Source organism: Streptomyces silaceus (assembly GCF_001419745.1).
GTDB lineage: Bacteria > Actinomycetota > Actinomycetes > Streptomycetales > Streptomycetaceae > Streptomyces > Streptomyces silaceus.
The window spans coordinates 24,135-42,012 of the sequence record NZ_LIRJ01000067.1 but is presented as its reverse complement, the minus strand read 5'-3'; the positions used below and the strand labels follow the sequence as shown (position 1 = coordinate 42,012).

Genomic DNA, 17,878 nt, shown 5'->3' with positions numbered 1-17,878 from the left:
CGCTCAGGCTCCGCTCGTCGTGCGGTGGGTGGTCCAGGGCTGCGGCATGGCACGACGCGCCGGGCCGTGGTAGCAGGCGTCGATCAGGTCGACCACGCGCTTGCCGTCCTCGGCGGGCGAGTAGGGCGCCACTCCGGGCGTCCGGCCGGCCTCCGCGAAGTTGGCGAGCTGTTCCACGAACAGGGCCTCCCATTCGTTCTGGGCCGGGGCGACCGCGTCGACGTCGCCGCGGTGCAGCTCCTCCCCGGCATGGGTGGTCAGGGTGCACTCGCCCGCCGGGAAGTCGGTGCCGATCCGCACCTCGGCCTCACTGCCGGTGATGACGCAGGCGGTGCCGAGCGGGCGCAGCCGGCTGAGTTCGACGATCACGTCGACGCCGCCGAACCGCAGCCACGTGCGGCTCTCGCTCTCCACGCCGCCCAGCGAGTCGTCCTGGTGGTCCAGCAGCGTCATGTCGTCGCCCAGCCACCAGAAGAGCGTGTCGAAGACGTGCGAGCCGGTGTCGGTGAGCACCCCGCCACTGGCGAGCCGCCGGTCGAACATCGACCACGTGACCGGCTCCCAGCTGTAGGGGTGGCCCTCGGTCCAGCGCACGCGCCGGACGGTGCCCAGCGCTCCGCTGCGGATCAGCCGGCGCACCCAGGCGTACGCGGGGAACAGCCGCCGGGGGTGTGCCATGGCGAGCAGGGTGTCCGGGTGGTCGGCGGCCGTCTTGAGGAGGCGCTCGGCATCGGCGGGGGTGGTCGTCATGGGCTTCTCCAGGAGGACGTGCTTGCCGTTCTCCAGGAGGTCGGCGGTCAGCCGGGCGTGCGCGGTGTGGGGCACGGCGACGACAGCGGCGTCGAACATGTCGCGCGCCTCGTGCCAGGTGGCGGCCAGACGCGGGGATTCCGTTCCGCCGTGTTCCCGGTACACCGTCAGCGCGTCCTCGGCGTGGCCGAGGTCGGGGTCCACCAGTGCGGTGAGCCGGGCCCCGGGTACGTGCGGCAGGGCGGGCAGGTGGCAGGCCCGCGCCGCCGCGCCGCAGCCGATCACGGCCAGGCGCAGTGAAGTCATCAGCACTCCGTTCGAGGTTCGGAAAGGGGAGGAGGAGAGGGACGGGAAGGGGGTCTCGCCGCCGGGGGGTCACGTCCGGTGGACGACCCACACGTTGGGTTCGACGTACGTGGCCGTGCCGTCCGCGTCCGCGCGCACCGGGGCCAGGGCACCGGGAACGACGTACGGGCCGGGTCCCGGCATGGGGGAGCCGAGCACCTGCTCCCAGCGCTTGACGGGCTGGCGCACCGTCAAAGACCGCTCGGCGATGGCCAGGTGCTCGGCCCCGAGGCGCAGATGGGTGCGCAGCCAGGGGTCGAAGGGCGCACCGTCGGGGGTGCGCCAGCGGGCGTACTCGGCCAGCGGGACGAGCGGGTAGCGTGCCTTGTCCGTGGGCCGTACGGGGATGATGACGCCACGCCAGCCCGCGTCGGCCGCCGCCCGCCGCGCCCGGCCGAGCAGCAGCCGCGGCAGCCCCGCGCCGCGCTGCTCGCGGGCCACGGACACGGAGAGCAGGCACAGGGCGGTGGGCCGTGCGGCGAGGTCGTCGTCGACGGCCCGCACCAGGACGTCGTCGGAGCCGCCGGGCAGGTCTGCCACGGTGCCGTTCCAGCGCACCGGCAGGCCGTTCGCCGCCGCGAGGAGGGCTCCGTCGGCGTCGACGACACACAGCTGGTGCGCCGCGAACCGCTCGTACAGGTGGTGCCAGCGCCAGTTTCCGGGCGACTCCCACGCCATGAAGGGCGGCATGTTGTCGGCGATCAACCGGTCGACCGCGTCCCGGAGTCCGGGCCTTTCGGAGAGCGGCACCACGGTCGGCTCAGGCGGTTGCGGAGGTGTGCCCACGGTGGCCCTAGCCGATCAGCCGGGAGTCGGCCGAGGCCCGCATCTCGCGGGACTTGCGCAGGTCGCTGGTGACGTTGATGCGCTTGAGCCAGCGGTCGCTGCCGTCGTAGCGCGCCTGGAAGGGCACGCGACCGTGCACGGCCAGGTGGTTGTTGACGCACAGCACGTCTCCTTGGCCCAGGACGACGTTGCCGAGCGCCCGGTCCACCACCTCCGTGACGGCCTGGAGCGCGTCCCGGGCGTGCGGGTCGTCGTCCGGGACCTCCATGAAGTACGGGTCGAGCCGGAGGTAGGGGGCGCGGCGCGAGCCGTACAGCACGGCGACGCGCTCCCGGTTGCTGATCAGCCGCTCGATGCTGGCGAACCGCTCGGCGGCCTCGGCGTCGTCGGACGTCGAGTTGTTCTTGGGGAGGTGGGACTCGTCGGGAGCGATGTAGAAGCGCTTGTCGAAGAGCGTGTCGACGTGCTCGGGCGGGAGGGCGGACAGGTCCAGCTCGCCGACGGTCGTCGCGACGTCGTCCGGGTTGCGCAGGGCGGACAGCAGCAGGTAGTCGCCACGGTACGGATGAAAGGCGTCCTCGATGTGCCAGGTGAGCAACTCGGAGCTGCCCGTGCCGAGTTGCTCGTGGTCGTGGCCCTTGATCGGGAAGACGTCGTGGACGAGCCGCCCGTCCTGCTGGGTGGTCCAGCCGAACGGCTCGCCGACGACGGCCCCGTACAACAGGAGCAGGATCTCTTCGGGGAACTCCGGCCCGGGGCGCTCCCGGTCGCGCCAGTGCCGAGGAGTGGTGCCGATCCGCTCGATGTCGATGCGGTGACCGCTGAGCACGCAATAGCCCCCGGCCTCCTCCAGCACGAAGCTGCGCAGGAACCTGCGGGTCCGCTCGGGCAACCGGGCGGCCAGGAAGGGCAGGTCGAACATCAGCTGCGGATCCTCCGGCGAGGTGTACTGATGGGACAGCTCGATCGCCAGCTCAGCGGAGATCTCTGCTTCCCTCGCCGTCAGCTTCAGGACGTTGCGGGTTGCGGTGTGCACGGCTCTGGGTCCTTTCGCGGGGGGTCCCGGGCGTGTCCGCCGGGACGGCGTCGGTGCGTCAGCGGTGGCCGGAGAGGTGCTCGGCGAGCTGTCGGGGAGTGGGGCGGTCGAAGAGCGCGCTGACGCGCAGTGCGGCGGCCGCGGGCAGATCCGTGCGTAGTTCGCTGACCAGGCGCATGGCCAGGATCGACTGTCCGCCGTGGGCGAAGAAGTCGTCGTCGGGGCCCAGCGCGGGTGCCTGGAGCACGGTGCGGAACCGGTCCAGCACGGTGGTCAGTGCGCCGTTGGTGTCCTGCGCGGACGGGGCGGACACGGCCGCGGGCGCCGCCCGCTCGCCGGCGGTGGCGCAGAGCGCGGCGAGCGCCGCCGTGTCGATCTTCCCGTGCGGGTTCTTGGGAAGCGCGGCGACCCAGTACGTCCGGGTGGGGACGGCCCACTCCGGCAGGGCCGCGGCGACCGGGCGCACGGCGCGCCGCCGCTGCTCTCCGGTCAGCGGGCGGACGGTGCCGGGCGCGGGGCGCCGCGCGGGGTCGGCCGGGACCAGGCAGGCCGTCAGGGAGCTGCCGTCCACGGGGTCGAGCAGGACCACCGCCTGGTCGACGTCCGCGCCGTCGGCCAGGGCGCGTTCCACGGCCGGGGCCTCCAGCCGGTGCCCGCGCACCTTGAGCTGGGCGTCGTCGCGGCCCAGGAACACGAGGTTGCCGTCGGGCAGGAAGCGCCCGAGGTCCCCGGTCGCGTACGTACGGGCGCCGGGCGCGCGGTCGTGCGGGTCGGCGCGGAAGCGCCGGGCGGTCTGCTCGTCGTCGTCCAGGTAGCCCCGCGCCAGCGACGGGCCGGCGACATGGATCTCACCGGTCTCGCCCCAGGGCAGCACCCGACCGTCGCGGCGCACGGTGACCGTGGCGTTGGCCAGGGGGGTTCCGATGGGCACCTCGTCGGCGTCCTCGGGCAGCCGGCCGGTGTAGAGCGTGGAGGTCACGGTGCACTCGGTCAGTCCGTACACGTGGACGAGCGCGGCCGGCCGGCGCTGTTGCCAGGCGCGGTAGGCGGCGGGGTCCATGCGCTCGCCGCCGACGAGCACCGCGCGCAGCGCGGGGGGCGTCGTGCGGCTGGTCGCGTCCAGCCAGCGGGCGTACTCGCGCCAGTACTGGGTGGACAGCTCCACCACGGTGGCCGCGCTGTCGTGCAGGGCCCGGTGCAGGTCCTCCGGTTCCAGGGGCCGGGTGTGCGGGCGGCACACGACGGACCCGCCCGCGGCGAGCACCGGGAAGACCTCCTCGATCACCACGTCGAAGCCGAGGGAGGCGACCTGGAACCAGCGGTCGGACGGGGTGAGGGCCAGGCGCTCGCGGAGGGCGTCGGCGAAGCCCGCCAAGGCGCCGCGCTCGATGAGGGTGCCCTTGGGGCGGCCGGTGGAGCCGGAGGTGAACAGGATGTACGCGAGCCGGCCGGCGTCGCGCACGCCTGCGCGGGGCCGGGCGGCGGGCGGCGCCGGGTCGGGGCCTGCCACCTCCAGCCGGGGGGTGCCGTCGGGCAGCGGTGCCCCGGCACCACCGGCCCGGTGCAGCCAGACCGTCGCGCCGGCGCGACGGACGAGATCCTCGCGCAGCCCGGGCGGCAGCCCGTCCTCCAGGACGGTGAACGCCGCGCCGGCCTTGAGCGCGGCCAGCATGCCCAGAACGGCGTCGCGGGGCCGGTCGAGGGCCAGGCCCACGACGGCTCCGGGGCCCGCCCCGGCTGCCGCGAGGCGCGCGGCGAGGGCCTCGGCGCGGGCGTCGGCGGTGCGGTACGTCCAGGCGTCCTCGCCCTCCAGCAGGGCGGGGGCGCCGGGGCGCAGCCGGACGTGGTGGTCCCAGCGGTCCAGGAAGTCCGCGGCGGGCGGGAGGCCCGCGGACGCGCGGTTCATCGTCCGCTCCGTCGGCCCCGGGTGCCCAGGAACTGGGAGAGCCTGTCCAGGCCCTGGCGGAACTCGTCCTCGGCACCGCCGAAGCCCAGCCGCACGCCGTCGGGGCGGTCGAAGGCGGTGCCGGGCACCAGCAGCGTCCCGTACTGGTCCAGCAGGTCGAGGCAGAAGCGCTCGGTGTCGTCGACGCCGGGCAGGCCCAGCAGTCCGCACACGCCGCCCTGGGGGCGCTGCCAGGTCACCGCGTCGGCGTGCCGGGCGGCCCACGCGTCGAGGAGCGCCAGGTTGCGGGCCGCCTGCTGGGCCCGGGGCCCGATCAGCCGGGGCGCGGCCCGCATCGCGTGCAGGGCGATGCGCTCGACGAGGGGCGACAGGAACAGGGTCGTGCGGTCGCGCAGCGGGAACGTGCGCGCGATCAGAGCAGGGTCGGCGATGCACCAGCCGAAGCGGAGTCCGGGCAGTCCGAACGCCTTGGAGAACGTGCCGTAGGAGAGGGAGTGCGGATGGCTCAGCGCGGGATCGGGCAGCACTTCCGTGCCGTGCGTGATTTCCGCGAAGGCCGCGTCCCACACCAGTAACGCGCCGGTCTCGGCCACCCGGTCCACGAATTGCGCGTACCCGGCGGGGGAAAGCGTGCAGCCCGTGGGGTTGTGCGGAAAATTCACCACGACGGCTTTGGTGCCAGGGGTGATGACCGAGCGCAGCACGTCGTCGGGGAAGGCGCCTTCGGACAGCCGGGCCAGGGGCAGCGTCCGTATCTCGCATCCCTTTTCCCGGGCGAAATGACCCAGCGAATGGTAGATGGAGTCGGGCAGTACCACGCGGTCGCCGGGGGCCAGCAGGCTGCCCAGAGTGAGCGCGATGGCCTCGCTCGACCCGTGGGTCACCATGACGTGGTCGGCGCGCCCGGCCGCGTACCGGTCGGCGATCGCCTGCCGCAGCTCAGGGGAGCCCTGCGAGGTGCTGTCGTCCATGACGACGCCGTCCAGCTCCGCCAGCTCGATGCCGGCTATGCGGCGTAATTCGGAAAATGAATAGGGCTGGACGCCGCTGGAACTGATGTCGAATTTGGCTTTGTCGAGGTTCCGCCGGTACCACTCCTCCAGTATGGGTGGGCCCGGCGAACTGATCACTGCGCCGTCGTTGATTACGCGCGACAAATTCAGCTCCATGATGGGTGGCGGCAAAGCGGGCAGTGGTTGCGCTACTGAAGCGAACCCCAGCGGTGTGGCGGTCCGCAAGCATGCCCGGGTGAAAGGGAGTCGACATTTCACCGGATGGAAACTTGGTTCGGACACGTTTCCGTGCGGGCACTTTCGCAGCCATGGACGGGATACCACTGAGCGTTCCGCGGATGCTGGACCGCGCCGCCGCGCACGGCATCGTGATACGCGGCGATACGGCGGCCGTGGACGAGACGGGCTGGGACTTCCGGGTCGTGCACGGCACGGACACCCGGGGCCGGCGGTGGATCCTGCGCAGTCCGCGTCGCGCCGAGGTGGTCGGTCCCGCGGCGGTCGAAGCCCGGCTGCTGCGCCTGCTGCGCGCGCGGCTGCCCACCCGGCTGCCGCACTGGCACGTCCACGAGCCGGAGTTCATCGCCTACCCGAGGCTGCCGGGTTCCCCTGCCGGGACCGAGGACGAGCGGACGCTGCGCTACACGTGGGCGATCGACCCGTGCGCGGGCGGGGCCGATTACCCCGACGCCCTCGCCCGCGTGCTGGCCGCCTTGCACGCGGTGCCCCCGCAGGTGGCGACGGCGGCAGGCGTGCGACACGTCCCGGCGGCCCGCTCGCGGGAGCACGCGGCCCGCCAACTGGACGACGCGCGCGCCGCGTTCGGCCTTCCGGCGGCACGCTGCCGGGACTGGCGGCGGTGGCTGGCGGACGACGACGCGTGGCACGCCGACCCGGTGCTCGTGCACGGGGACGTGCACCCCGGGCACACCCTGGTGGCCCGGTCAGCGGACGGCGGCGGACGCCTCACCGGGCTGCTCGACTGGACCAATGCCCGGGTCGACGACCCCGCCCTCGACTTCGTCGATCAGTACTACGCCGGGGGACCGGCCGTCCTGGACGCGCTCCTGGACGCCTACCGACGGCACGGCGGCCGGGTGCGCCCCCGGATGCGCGAGCACATCGTGGCTCGTGCCGGTTTCCTCTGGGTGCACGTGTCCCTGCTGGGCCTGCGCACCGGTCGCCCGCACCTGACGCGGACGGCTGTCGGCCGTCTGCGGAGCACCGGCTGAGCGCGCTGGTCAGGGACTGTTCCTCAGCACTCGATGATGTTCACCGCGAGCCCGCCCCGGGCGGTCTCCTTGTACTTGACGGACATGTCCGCGCCCGTGTCCTTCATCGTCTTGATGACCTTGTCCAGGGACACCTTGTGGGAGCCGTCGCCGCGCATCGCCATCTTCGCGGCGGTGACGGCCTTGACCGCCGCCATGCCGTTGCGCTCGATGCAGGGGATCTGGACGAGGCCGCCGACCGGGTCGCAGGTCAGGCCGAGGTTGTGCTCCATGCCGATCTCGGCGGCGTTCTCCACCTGGGAGGGGGAGCCGCCCATGACCTCGGCCAGGGCGCCCGCCGCCATCGAGCAGGCGGAGCCGACCTCGCCCTGGCAGCCGACCTCGGCGCCGGAGATCGAGGCGTTCTCCTTGAAGAGCATGCCGATCGCGCCGGCCGCGAGGAGGAAGCGGACCACGCCGTCCTCGTCGGCGCCGGGCACGAAGTTCATGTAGTAGTGCAGGACGGCCGGGATGATGCCCGCGGCGCCGTTGGTCGGGGCGGTGACCACGCGGCCGCCCGCGGCGTTCTCCTCGTTCACCGCCATCGCGTAGAGGGTGATCCACTCCATGGCGCGGGACTGCGGGTCGCCCTCGGCGCGCAGCTGGCGGGCCGAGTTGGCCGCGCGGCGGCGGACCTTCAGGCCGCCCGGCAGGATGCCCTCGCGGGACATGCCGCGCGACACGCAGGACTGCATGACGCCCCAGATGTCGAGGAGGCCCGCGCGGATCTCGTCCTCCGTGCGCCAGGCCTTCTCGTTCTCCAGCATCAGCGCCGAGATCGAGAGCCCGGTCTCGTCGGCGAGGCGGAGCAGCTCGTCGCCGGTGCGGAAGGGGTGCTTGAGGACCGTGTCGTCGGGGACGATCGGGTTCTCGCCCGCGACCGCGTCCTCGTCGACGACGAAGCCGCCGCCCACCGAGTAGTACGTCTTCTCCAGGACGAGGGCGCCCTCGTGGTCGTACGCGAAGATCGTCATGCCGTTGGCGTGGTACGGCAGGGCCTTGCGGCGGTGCAGGACCAGGTCCTCGTCGAAGTCGAAGGCGATCTCGTGCATGCCGAGGAGGTTGATCCGGCCGGTCCGCCTGATCTGCTCGACGCGGTCGTCGGCGCTCTCCACGTCCACCGTGCGCGGCGACTCGCCCTCCAGGCCGAGCAGGACGGCCTTGGGGGTGCCGTGGCCGTGGCCGGTCGCGCCGAGCGAGCCGTACAGCTCCGCCCGTATCGCCGTGGTGTGGGCCATCAGGCCCTCGTTCTTCAGGCGGCTCGCGAACATACGGGCTGCGCGCATCGGGCCGACCGTGTGGGAGCTGGACGGGCCGATGCCGATCGAGAACAGGTCGAAGACCGAGATGGCCACGGGACACTCCAAGGGTGGTTGGTAGACGCCGTTGTCTGCCGGGGTGGTGCAGAAGAACAAGGCGGTGCAGGAACTACGAACACATGCGGTACGGACGGGCACGTGGTGCGGGGCACCTCGCTCACTCTCCAGTGTGCGGGGTGCCCCGACGTTTCGTACGTACGAACAAAAGCGTACGAAACTACTTCAGGCCGGGGTACAGCGGGTGCTTGTCGGCCAGAGCGGTCACGCGGGCCTTGAGGGCCTGGGCGTCGAAGCCCGGCTTGAGGGCCTCGGCGATGATGTCGGCGACCTCACGGAAGTCCTCCGCCTGGAAGCCGCGCGTGGCGAGCGCCGGGGTGCCGATCCGCAGGCCCGAGGTGACCATCGGGGGGCGCGGGTCGTTCGGGACGGCGTTGCGGTTGACCGTGATGCCGACCTCGTGGAGGCGGTCCTCGGCCTGCTGGCCGTCGAGCTCGGAGTTGCGCAGGTCCACCAGGACCAGGTGCACGTCCGTGCCGCCGGACAGGACGTCGACGCCGACGGCTTTCGCGTCCTCCTGCACCAGGCGCTCGGCCAGGATGCGGGCGCCGTCCAGGGTGCGCTGCTGGCGCTCCTTGAACTCCTCGGAGGCCGCGACCTTGAAGGAGACGGCCTTGGCCGCGATCACGTGCTCCAGCGGGCCGCCCTGGAAGCCGGGGAAGACCGCGGAGTTCAGCTTCTTCGCGAAGTCCTTGTTGCGGGCCAGGATGACGCCGCCGCGCGGGCCGCCGAGCGTCTTGTGCGTGGTGGAGGTGACCACGTCCGCGAACGGCACCGGGTTCGGGTGCAGACCGGCGGCGACCAGGCCCGCGAAGTGCGCCATGTCGACCCACAGGTACGCGCCGACCTCGTCGGCGATGCGGCGGAACTCGGCGAAGTCCAGCTGACGCGGGTAGGCGGACCAGCCCGCGATGATCACCTTGGGGCTGTTCTCCTTGGCCAGGCGCTCGACCTCGGCCATGTCGACCAGGCCGGCCTCGTCCACGTGGTACGGGACCACGTTGAACTGCTTGCCGGAGAAGTTCAGGCGCATGCCGTGGGTGAGGTGGCCGCCGTGCGCCAGGTCCAGGCCGAGGATCGTGTCGCCGGGCTGGGCGATCGCGAAGAGGGCGGCCTGGTTGGCGGAGGCGCCGGAGTGGGGCTGGACGTTGGCGTACTCGGCGCCGAACAGCTCCTTGATCCGGTCGATCGCGATCTGCTCGGCGACGTCGACGTGCTCGCAGCCGCCGTAGTAGCGGCGGCCGGGGTAGCCCTCGGCGTACTTGTTGGTGAGGACCGTTCCCTGGGCCTCCATGACGGCGACCGGAGCGAAGTTCTCCGAGGCGATCATTTCCAGGGTGGACTGCTGGCGGTGGAGCTCGGCGTCGACGGCGGCGGCGACGTCCGGGTCCAGTTCGTGGAGAGGGGTGTTGAGAAGCGACATCACACGATCCCTATCGGTATGGGTCAGCCGGCGGTGAAGGCGGTGTACTCATCGGCGGAGAGCAGGGTGTCCGGCTCGTCCGTGATGCGCACCTTGAACAGCCAACCGCCCTCGAACGGGGCGGAGTTGACCAGCGAGGGGTCGTCGACGACGTCCTGGTTGGCGGCGACGACCTCGCCGGTGACCGGGGCGTAGAGGTCGCTGACCGACTTGGTCGACTCCAGCTCGCCGCAGGACTCGCCCGCGGTGACCGTGTCACCGACCTCCGGGAGCTGGGCGAAGACGACGTCGCCGAGCGCGTTGGCCGCGTGCTCGGTGATGCCGACCGTCGCCACGCCGTCCTCAGTGGCCGACAGCCACTCGTGCTCCTTGCTGTAACGCAGCTGCTGGGGGTTGCTCATGACCTGAATTCTCCTGTACGCGGGTGGGTGCTGCGGAACGAGAAAGATGTGCGTGGGGTCACTTCCGGGACGCCCGGTGCGGGCTCCGGCGCGTGACCTTCACGCCCGACGGGCTCGGGCCGTCACTTCTGGCGCTTGTAGAACGGCAGCGCCACGACCTCGTACGGCTCGTGGGTGCCGCGGATGTCCACGCCGACGCCCTCGGTGCCGGGGGCCGCGTGCGCCGCGTCGACGTACGCGATCGCGATCGGCTTGCCGAGGGTCGGCGACGGGGCGCCGGAGGTGACCTCGCCGATCACCCTGCCGTCCGCGACCACCGAGAAGCCCGCGCGCGGGACGCGGCGGCCCTCGGCGATCAGGCCGACCAGCTTGCGCGGGGGAGCGGTCTCGGCGCGCGCGGCGGCGGCCGCGAGGGCCTCGCGCCCCACGAACGTCTCCGACTGCGACGTCTTCTCGAACTTCACGACCCGGCCGAGGCCCGCGTCGAACGGCGTCAGCGCGGCGGTCAGCTCGTGCCCGTAGAGCGGCATGCCCGCCTCCAGGCGCAGCGTGTCGCGGCAGGAGAGCCCGGCGGGCACCAGGCCGACCGGCGCGCCGGCCTCCAGGAGCGCGTTCCACAGCTTCTCCGCGTCACCGGGGGAGACGAACAGCTCGAAGCCGTCCTCGCCGGTGTAGCCCGTCCGGGCGATGAGCGCGGGCACGCCCGCGACGGTGCCGGGCAGGCCCGCGTAGTACTTCAGGCCGTCCAGGTCGGCGTCGGTCAGCGACTTCAGGATGCCGGGGGACTCGGGGCCCTGGACGGCGAGCAGCGCGTACGCGTCGCGGTCGTCGCGGACCTCGGCGTCGAAGCCCTCGACGCGGGCGCTCAGCTCGTCCAGGACGGTCTGCGCGTTGGAGGCGTTGGCGACGACCATGTAGTCGGTCTCGCCCAGGCGGTAGACGATCAGGTCGTCCAGGATGCCGCCGTCCGCGGCGACGATCATGGTGTAGCGGGCGCGGCCGAGGCCGACGGAGCCGATGTTGCCGACCAGCGCGTAGTTCAGGAAGTCCGCGGCAGCCGGGCCGGTGACGGCGATCTCGCCCATGTGCGACAGGTCGAAGAGACCGGCCTTGGTACGCACGGCGTTGTGCTCGTCGCGCTCGCTGGCGTAGCGCAGCGGCATGTCCCAGCCCGCGAAGTCGGTCATCGTCGCGCCGAGCGCGCGATGCACGGCATCGAGGGCGGTCAGTCGGGGGGCAGTGCTCATGAAGGGAACTCCCAGGGCATGACGGGCGAGGTCGATCCTCCCCATCTGTCATCGGAACCTGAGAGGTTCGCCGGCGGCGACCCGAAGCGTCGGGGCGTCCGGCTTGCACCTTGGGTGGGACCGCCGACGGCGGCCCGCTTTTCAGATGTGCCTCGCCCGCGCGGTACGGGGCCTGAGAGATTCAAGGGAGGAACTTGCTCCTTCGGCGCCCCTGGCGCACGGCACACGTGCCGGCTCGGGGACTCTCCCGCGCGGATTCAAACGGCCGGTATGGAGTTGGCGCGCACATCATTGCACGCGACTCTGTCCAGGGGGACCCGTGCCCGGTCACGGATCCGGCGGCACCGGAATGCTCTTGTGCCGCATTACCTTCTCTTTACACTTGCTGGGGAGGCAGTACGTGACCGCTATGGGGAGGCCGATCACGGTGCACAGCAGGATCAGTGTCCATGCCACGACCACGGGGGTGGCGCTGCCCGGACAGGCCGCGGCCCCCGCAGAGGAGAGCTGTGGCGCGCTTCCCACGGCCGTCGTCCGCGACCTGCGGCACCGGGGCGGCCACAGCCCCCACCGCCTCTCCTTCACCCGGGGCGACCTCGTCGTCGTCTCCGGGCTGCCGGGCGGCGGAAAGTCCACGCTGATGCGCCAGGCCGTCACGGGCCCGCGCGTCGACTCCCAGGACACCCGCGACCGCTGGACCCACCGCATGCCCCGCCTGCTCCCGTACGCGGTCTACCGCCCCCTGGTCCGCCTCGCGCACTACGCGGGCCTGCGCCGGGTCCTGCGCTCGGGCCAGAGCGTCGTCGTGCACGACTGCGGCACCCAGGCGTGGGTGCGGCGCTGGCTCGCCCGCGAGGCCGCGCGGCGCGGCACGACGCTGCATCTGCTCCTGCTCGACGTCCCGCCGGACACGGCGCTGCGGGGCCAGCGCGAGCGCGGCCGGGGCGTCTCGCGGTACGCCTTCGCCCGCCACCGCAGAACGGTCGGCCGGCTGGTCGCCGCCACCGAGCGCGGCGACCTGCCGCGCGGCTGCGGCTCGGTGCTGCTCCTGGACCGCGCGGCGGCGCGCGTGCTGCGGGGCATCGCGTTCGACCAGTAGCGGGCCTCCGGCGGGCCCGCGCGCCCGGTCCGAGGCGGGCCTTCGGTGTCCGGTCCCGCGCCGCCCGGCGTTAGGGTTCGAGCCGCAGGCAGAGCGGTCGCGATCAGGGGTTGGACAGATGGACTTTCCGGCGCAGGCACACGCCCATCCGTACGGCGGATGGCCGGGCAACGAACTAGAGGAGGTCCTCGCGGCCTCCCTCGGCGGCCCCGAGTCGGCGGGCGCCCGGATCGTGGAGGTCCTCGGCCGCAGCCAGCTGTGGATCCCGCTGCCGAACGGCGGCGGCCCCGACAGCGGCACCCTCGACCTGCCCACCCTGGAGATCGAGGGCCAGGCCTACGTCCCCGTCTTCAGCTCCGAGCAGCAGTTCCGCCAGGCGCTCGGCGAGGCGGCGGACCGCATGGGGTGCACCGTGGCGCCCGCCGTCGAGTTCGCCCGCGGCCTGCCCCCGCAGCTGGGCATCGCGCTGAACCCGGACGGCACCGTCGGCGTCCCGCTGCCGCCGGCCGCCGTCGCCGAGCTCTGCCGGGCGGGCCGCACCGAACTCGACGGGCCCGCCACCGGCGGTCGCGTACGTCTGTTCGAGCCGGACTGGCAGGAGGACCCGGTCGACCTGCTGGCCGCCGCCGGGCGCGAGTTCGAGGCGACGGGCGTCGTGCTCACCGCGCGCCGGTGCCTGGCGAGCGTCGAGACCGACGACCCGACCCTCTTCGTCGGCGTCGAGCTGTCCACCTGGGAGGGCAACGCCCGCGACCTGCCCATGGAGGCCCTCGGCCGCGCCCTCGGCCAGGTCCCTTCCCCGTGGCCGGTGAACCTCGTGCTGCTCGACGTGGCGCAGGACCCGGTGGGCGACTGGCTGCGCGCGCGGGTGCGGCCGTTCTACCAGCGCGGGGCCTGAGCGCGGCGCGCCCGCACGGCCCCGGGGACACGGCCCGTGGGTTCCGGGGCGGCGTACGTCAAGTCCGCGCGGGGATCGCCGCTTAAGCTGGTTCCATGACCCGGCCGGGCGCATGCCGTGCCGGGCGGCCGGGTTCTCGGGTTCTGGGGTTCGAAGCGAAGGGGCGGTTACGGGTGAGTGCGTCGGGCACGGCCGCGGCCGGGCGGATCGAGCAGATGCTGCGCCAGGTGACGCCGGGGCGTTACGACGCGTACGAGGCACTGCTGCGCGCGCTCGCCGCCGACCAGGTGTGGATGCTGCTCTGGCACGGCCGGGCCGGATCCCCCGACGCGCAGTACGGGAACATGGAGGTCGACGGCCTCGGCTACGCCCCCTGTGTGACCTCCGCCCAGGAGCTCTCCGCCAGCGGCTGGAACCGCAGCCACGAGGTGGTGCGCGGCGTCGACGTCGCCCGCGCCCTCTACCCCGACCTCTACGGCCTCTGGCTCAACCCGCACGCGCCGGGCGGCGGCGTCGGCATCCCCTGGCTGGACCTGCGGCGCATCGCCATGGGCCTCGACGCGCTGCCCGCGGGGCCGCTCAGGCTCTCCGAACCGAGCATCGAGATCCCGCAGTTCTACGCCATGCTGGCGCAGAACGCGCACCGCACGCCCGCGGTCCGCTCGCTGCGCAGGGCCTGGGTGCAGCCCGCGCTCGGGGCGCCCTACCTGGCCATCGGCCTCGACGTGTACGACACGTCCCCGCCGTCGGTCGACGCGGTGCGCACGATGATGCAGCAGTCCATCGCCGCCGTCCCGGACGGGCTGCCCGTCTCGACCGTCGCCATGTCCGACGACTACGACCCGGTCGCGCTGTGGCTGCGCGCCAACACCCGGCCGTTCTACGACCGCGAGGCCCAGGCGGCCCCCGCCCCGGCCGGCGGCTACGGCTACCCCGCGCAGTACTGACCGCGCGCGGCGCCGACCGCATGCCGTACTGACCACATACTGGCCGTGACCGACGGACGGGTTACGGCCAACTCGCGCGGCGCTGACCAAAAGTGATCGACAGCGTCGCTCCGCACGGTACTGAGCAGCGCCGATGGACGTGATGTCCGTTGTGATGTGGGTGGGGCCCTATGGGGTCCGGTGACTCCTTGCGCCCCAACTGCCCCGTGTTCGCCCCTCGTTCACACGCGTCCGGATAACGGAACACCCCGATCAGCATCACGGTTGCGCATCCTTTCCCCGTCAAGGCTGGTAACAGATCGCGACGTGGATGAAGACTCCCGCTCCAAGGGGCCTTCGCCCCTGTGTACGACGGACTGATCACGTCGCTACAGCGGCAAGTGCGGGCCGGTCACCACCGGTTGAGAGGGGTCCCTGCCACGATGACGGCACCATTGCATGACACACCTGCGGATGTGGACCCGACCGAGGACGTCGCTCCCGCAGTTGATGCAGGGGTGAAGAAGGTCGAGGGTCGGTCCCTCAAGCAGATCGCCTGGAACCGCCTCAAGCGGGACAAGGTCGCGCTCTTCGGCGGCTTCACGGTGCTCTTCCTGGTCCTCGTCGCGGTCTTCGCACCCCTGATCGTGAGCCTGTTGGGGCATCCGCCCAACGACTTCCACCAGGACGAGCTGGACGAGCTGACCAACCTGCCCAAGGGCGCGCTCGGCGGCATGAGCAGCGACTTCCTCTTCGGGGTGGAGCCCAACAAGGGCCGCGACGTCTTCAGCCGCATCGTCTACGGCGCGCGGATCTCGCTCCTCGTCGCCTTCCTCGCGGCCATCGTCGCCGTCGCGCTCGGCACCCTCTTCGGGATCATCGCCGGCTACTTCGGCGGCTGGGTCGACGCGCTGATCAGCCGCGTGATGGACGTGCTGCTCTCCTTCCCGCAGCTGCTCTTCATCATCTCGCTGGTCTCGGTGCTCCCCGACGACCTGCTGGGCCTGACCGGCAGCAGCGTGCGCGTCGCGATCCTCGTGATGGTCATCGGCTTCTTCGGCTGGCCCTACGTCGGCCGCATCGTCAGAGGCCAGACGCTCTCGCTGCGCGAACGCGAGTACGTGGAGGCGGCCCGCAGCCTCGGCGGCGGCCGGCGCCACATCCTCTTCCGCGAGCTGCTGCCCAACCTGGTCGCCCCGATCACCGTCTACGCGACGCTGATGATCCCGACCAACATCCTCACGGAAGCGGCCCTGAGCTTCCTCGGCGCCGGCGTGAAGCCGCCGACGGCGTCCTGGGGCGGCATGCTGCGCGACGCGCTCGAGACGTACGAGCACGACCCGATGTTCATGGTCTTCCCCGGCGTGACGATCTTCATCACCGTCCTGGCCTTCAACCTCTTCGGCGACGGGCTGCGTGACGCGCTCGACCCGAAGGGGACGCGCTAGAACCCCAACCGGCTTGCCCCTGCCGCATGTCAGGTGGCTCTACCCATGGTTCTCCGGCAGCTCAAGGCCAGGGACCGCGAATCTCGGAGGTTACGAGAAAATGCCCACAGTTTCCTCGAAACGACGGCTCACCGCTGGTGCGGCCCTCGTCGTCGCGGCGCTGGTGACCACCACGGCGTGCGGCGGCGGTGACGGTGATGGCGGCGACTCGAAGGGTGCCGGCTACAACGCCGCGCTCAACAAGGTCGCGAACCCGTCCACGAAGAAGGGGGGGACGCTCAAGATGGTCGGCAAGCAGGACCTCGACTCGGCGGACCCCCAGCGTGCCTACTACGGCATGTCGTGGGACTTCATGCGCTTCTACACGCGCCAGCTGGTCTCCTACAACCCGAAGCCGGGCAAGGAGGGCACCAAGCTGGTGCCCGACCTCGCCACCTCCACGGCGAAGATCTCGGACGACGGCAAGACCTACACGTACAAGCTGCGTGACGGCGTCACCTGGGAGGACGGCTCCAAGCTGACCTCCAAGGACGTCAAGTACGGCATCGAGCGCTCCTGGGCGACGGACACCATCACCGGTGGTCCGGGCTACATCCGCCAGGCCCTTGACCCCGACAAGAAGTACAAGGGTCCGTACAAGGACAAGGGCGGCCTGGACGCCATCGAGACGCCCGACGACCAGACCATCATCTTCAAGCTGCCCAAGCGCAACGGTGACTTCGAGCAGTTCCTCGCCATGCCGTCCGGCTCCCCGGTGAAGGAGTCCAAGGACACCAAGGCGAAGTACACCGCGCGGCCCTTCTCCGCTGGCCCGTACAAGTTCGAGTCGTACAAGTCCGGCAAGAAGATCGTGCTGGTCCGCAACACCGCCTGGAAGAAGTCCTCGGACCCGATCCGCGCGGCGCTGCCCGACAAGATCGACGTGACGATCTCCGCCAACCTGGAGGAGAACGACAAGAAGCTGATGGAGGGCGACTACGACGTCGACCTCAACGGCACGGGCATGACCCAGTCCGGTCGCGTCACCGCCGTCTCGGACCACAAGGCCAACGTCGACAACATGCACACGTCCTTCGTGCGCTACGTCGCGCTGATCCACACGGCCGAGCCGTTCAACAACGTGCACTGCCGCAAGGCCGTCTTCTACGGCACCGACTTCGCGAGCCTCCAGCAGACCCGCGGTGGCGCGGTCGCGGCCGGTGACATCGCCAACTCCACCTTCCCGGTGGCGATCCCGGGGCACAGCGACTACGACCCGTACGGCGTCCTGAAGCGCAAGGGCAAGCCGGACGTGGCCAAGGCCAAGGACGAGCTCAAGCAGTGCGGCAAGCCGGGCGGCTTCAAGGCCAAGCTGACCGCGCGCAACAACAACCCGGGTGAGGTCGACGCCGCCGAGGCGCTCCAGGCCCAGCTCGAGAAGGTCGGCATCGACGTCAGCGTCGAGTCCCTCGACGGCGCCGACTCCGCCAGCATCACCGGTTCGCCGTCCGTCGTGAAGAAGCGCGGCTACAGCATGCAGATGAGCGGCTGGGGCCCGGACTTCCCGTCCGGCCAGGGCTACGCGCAGCCGCTGTTCGACAGCCGCTACCTGATCGACAACGGCAACTACAACGAGTCGCAGATCAAGGACAAGAAGATCGACGCCCTGTTCGACAAGGCGATCGCCGAGACCGACGCGACGAAGGCCGGCGAGATCTACAAGGAGCTCGACAAGCGGATCCTCGACCAGGCCGACTGGATGCCCTTCCTCTACGAGAAGAACATCACCTGGCGCGGATCGCGGCTGACCAACGCCTACATGTCCGACGCCTACAACGGCCGGTACGACTACGTCTCGCTCGGCGTCGTCAAGTAACCGACCCACGCCCGACCCGTAGTTGACCGTCACACCGCCGCCGAATCCCGCCAGTCCGAAGGGCAGGTGATGGCCCCGGGCGATGGCCGGGACCCCTC

General features: G+C 71.6%; 15 protein-coding genes and 2 riboswitches. Of the genes, 6 read left to right on the top strand and 9 right to left on the bottom strand.

The features are described 5' to 3' along the window. Positions 1–3 precede the first annotated feature (3 nt). The 5 genes from AOK22_RS07770 to vioD all read right to left on the bottom strand — a co-directional run bounded on the left by AOK22_RS07770 (position 4) and on the right by vioD (position 6,007). Positions 4–1,056: a Gfo/Idh/MocA family protein gene (locus AOK22_RS07770; protein ID WP_055697839.1), complete on the bottom strand. Its 1,053-nt coding sequence runs from the start codon at positions 1,054–1,056 to the stop codon at positions 4–6. Between the two features lie 69 nt (positions 1,057–1,125). After that, positions 1,126–1,848 carry a hypothetical protein gene (locus AOK22_RS07765; protein ID WP_107101883.1) on the bottom strand — a complete coding sequence of 241 codons (723 nt, stop codon included), beginning with the start codon at positions 1,846–1,848 and terminating at the stop codon, positions 1,126–1,128. A gap of 40 nt (positions 1,849–1,888) precedes the next feature. After that, entirely contained in the window at positions 1,889–2,917 is a 1,029-nt protein-coding gene (gene vioC / locus AOK22_RS07760; protein ID WP_079036415.1) for an arginine beta-hydroxylase, Fe(II)/alpha-ketoglutarate-dependent, read from the bottom strand. A 58-nt stretch (positions 2,918–2,975) separates the two neighbouring features. Beyond that, positions 2,976–4,823, bottom strand: a complete 1,848-nt coding sequence (locus tag AOK22_RS07755) for a non-ribosomal peptide synthetase (RefSeq protein ID WP_055697837.1) — start codon at positions 4,821–4,823, stop codon at positions 2,976–2,978. Then, positions 4,820–6,007: a capreomycidine synthase gene (vioD, locus tag AOK22_RS07750; protein WP_244164711.1), complete on the bottom strand. Its 1,188-nt coding sequence runs from the start codon at positions 6,005–6,007 to the stop codon at positions 4,820–4,822. The genes AOK22_RS07755 and vioD overlap by 4 nt, the downstream gene beginning before the upstream one ends. Before the next feature lie 137 nt (positions 6,008–6,144). On the opposite strand from vioD, the gene AOK22_RS07745 reads away from it, so the two are divergent. Further along, entirely contained in the window at positions 6,145–7,068 is a 924-nt protein-coding gene (locus AOK22_RS07745; RefSeq protein WP_079036414.1) for a macrolide 2'-phosphotransferase, read from the top strand. A gap of 23 nt (positions 7,069–7,091) precedes the next feature. Here the strand turns inward: AOK22_RS07745 and AOK22_RS07740 are convergent, their stop codons facing one another. The 4 genes from AOK22_RS07740 to gcvT form a co-directional block, all read right to left on the bottom strand. Beyond that, the gene (locus AOK22_RS07740; protein ID WP_055697835.1) at positions 7,092–8,462 is read right to left on the bottom strand and encodes an L-serine ammonia-lyase; all 1,371 of its coding nucleotides are present in this window, start codon (positions 8,460–8,462) and stop codon (positions 7,092–7,094) included. 181 nt (positions 8,463–8,643) lie between these two features. After that, complete coding sequence (glyA, locus tag AOK22_RS07735) at positions 8,644–9,906, bottom strand: serine hydroxymethyltransferase (protein WP_055697834.1); 1,263 nt, start codon at positions 9,904–9,906, stop codon at positions 8,644–8,646. 23 nt (positions 9,907–9,929) lie between these two features. Beyond that, the gene (gene gcvH / locus AOK22_RS07730; protein WP_055697833.1) at positions 9,930–10,307 is read right to left on the bottom strand and encodes a glycine cleavage system protein GcvH; all 378 of its coding nucleotides are present in this window, start codon (positions 10,305–10,307) and stop codon (positions 9,930–9,932) included. Between the two features lie 122 nt (positions 10,308–10,429). Next, positions 10,430–11,554, bottom strand: a complete 1,125-nt coding sequence (gene gcvT, locus AOK22_RS07725; protein ID WP_055697832.1) for a glycine cleavage system aminomethyltransferase GcvT — start codon at positions 11,552–11,554, stop codon at positions 10,430–10,432. 35 nt (positions 11,555–11,589) lie between these two features. Further along, a riboswitch (glycine riboswitch) is annotated at positions 11,590–11,705 on the bottom strand. Continuing rightward, a riboswitch (glycine riboswitch) is annotated at positions 11,706–11,814 on the bottom strand. It lies immediately after the preceding riboswitch. 149 nt (positions 11,815–11,963) lie between these two features. Here gcvT and AOK22_RS07720 point away from each other — a divergent pair. From AOK22_RS07720 to AOK22_RS07700, 5 genes are all read left to right on the top strand, one after another. Further along, complete coding sequence (locus AOK22_RS07720; RefSeq protein WP_208606378.1) at positions 11,964–12,653, top strand: AAA family ATPase; 690 nt, start codon at positions 11,964–11,966, stop codon at positions 12,651–12,653. A gap of 118 nt (positions 12,654–12,771) precedes the next feature. Further along, positions 12,772–13,551 (top strand): enhanced serine sensitivity protein SseB, encoded by a 780-nt coding sequence (locus AOK22_RS07715; protein WP_055697831.1) that lies wholly within the window; start codon positions 12,772–12,774, stop codon positions 13,549–13,551. A gap of 173 nt (positions 13,552–13,724) precedes the next feature. Beyond that, positions 13,725–14,498 carry an enhanced serine sensitivity protein SseB C-terminal domain-containing protein gene (locus tag AOK22_RS07710; protein WP_055697830.1) on the top strand — a complete coding sequence of 258 codons (774 nt, stop codon included), beginning with the start codon at positions 13,725–13,727 and terminating at the stop codon, positions 14,496–14,498. Between the two features lie 422 nt (positions 14,499–14,920). After that, the gene (locus AOK22_RS07705; RefSeq protein ID WP_055697829.1) at positions 14,921–15,925 is read left to right on the top strand and encodes an ABC transporter permease; all 1,005 of its coding nucleotides are present in this window, start codon (positions 14,921–14,923) and stop codon (positions 15,923–15,925) included. Positions 15,926–16,025: 100 nt separating this feature from the next. Then, on the top strand, positions 16,026–17,780 hold the full coding sequence (locus tag AOK22_RS07700) for an ABC transporter substrate-binding protein (protein ID WP_055697828.1): 1,755 nt from the start codon (positions 16,026–16,028) through the stop codon (positions 17,778–17,780). The last annotated feature ends 98 nt before the right edge of the window (positions 17,781–17,878 follow it).

Excerpts from the sequence above, each read along its gene's own strand:
- gcvH (WP_055697833.1), bottom strand. The coding sequence starts at position 10,307 with ATGAGCAACCCCCAGCAGCTGCGTTACAGCAAGGAGCACGAGTGGCTG.
- AOK22_RS07700 (WP_055697828.1), top strand. The coding sequence starts at position 16,026 with ATGCCCACAGTTTCCTCGAAACGACGGCTCACCGCTGGTGCGGCCCTC.
- AOK22_RS07745 (WP_079036414.1), top strand. The coding sequence starts at position 6,145 with ATGGACGGGATACCACTGAGCGTTCCGCGGATGCTGGACCGCGCCGCC.
- AOK22_RS07705 (WP_055697829.1), top strand. The coding sequence starts at position 14,921 with ATGACGGCACCATTGCATGACACACCTGCGGATGTGGACCCGACCGAG.
- AOK22_RS07720 (WP_208606378.1), top strand. The coding sequence starts at position 11,964 with ATGGGGAGGCCGATCACGGTGCACAGCAGGATCAGTGTCCATGCCACG.
- AOK22_RS07715 (WP_055697831.1), top strand. The coding sequence starts at position 12,772 with ATGGACTTTCCGGCGCAGGCACACGCCCATCCGTACGGCGGATGGCCG.
- glyA (WP_055697834.1), bottom strand. The coding sequence starts at position 9,906 with ATGTCGCTTCTCAACACCCCTCTCCACGAACTGGACCCGGACGTCGCC.
- AOK22_RS07770 (WP_055697839.1), bottom strand. The coding sequence starts at position 1,056 with ATGACTTCACTGCGCCTGGCCGTGATCGGCTGCGGCGCGGCGGCGCGG.
- gcvT (WP_055697832.1), bottom strand. The coding sequence starts at position 11,554 with ATGAGCACTGCCCCCCGACTGACCGCCCTCGATGCCGTGCATCGCGCG.
- AOK22_RS07755 (WP_055697837.1), bottom strand. The coding sequence starts at position 4,823 with ATGAACCGCGCGTCCGCGGGCCTCCCGCCCGCCGCGGACTTCCTGGAC.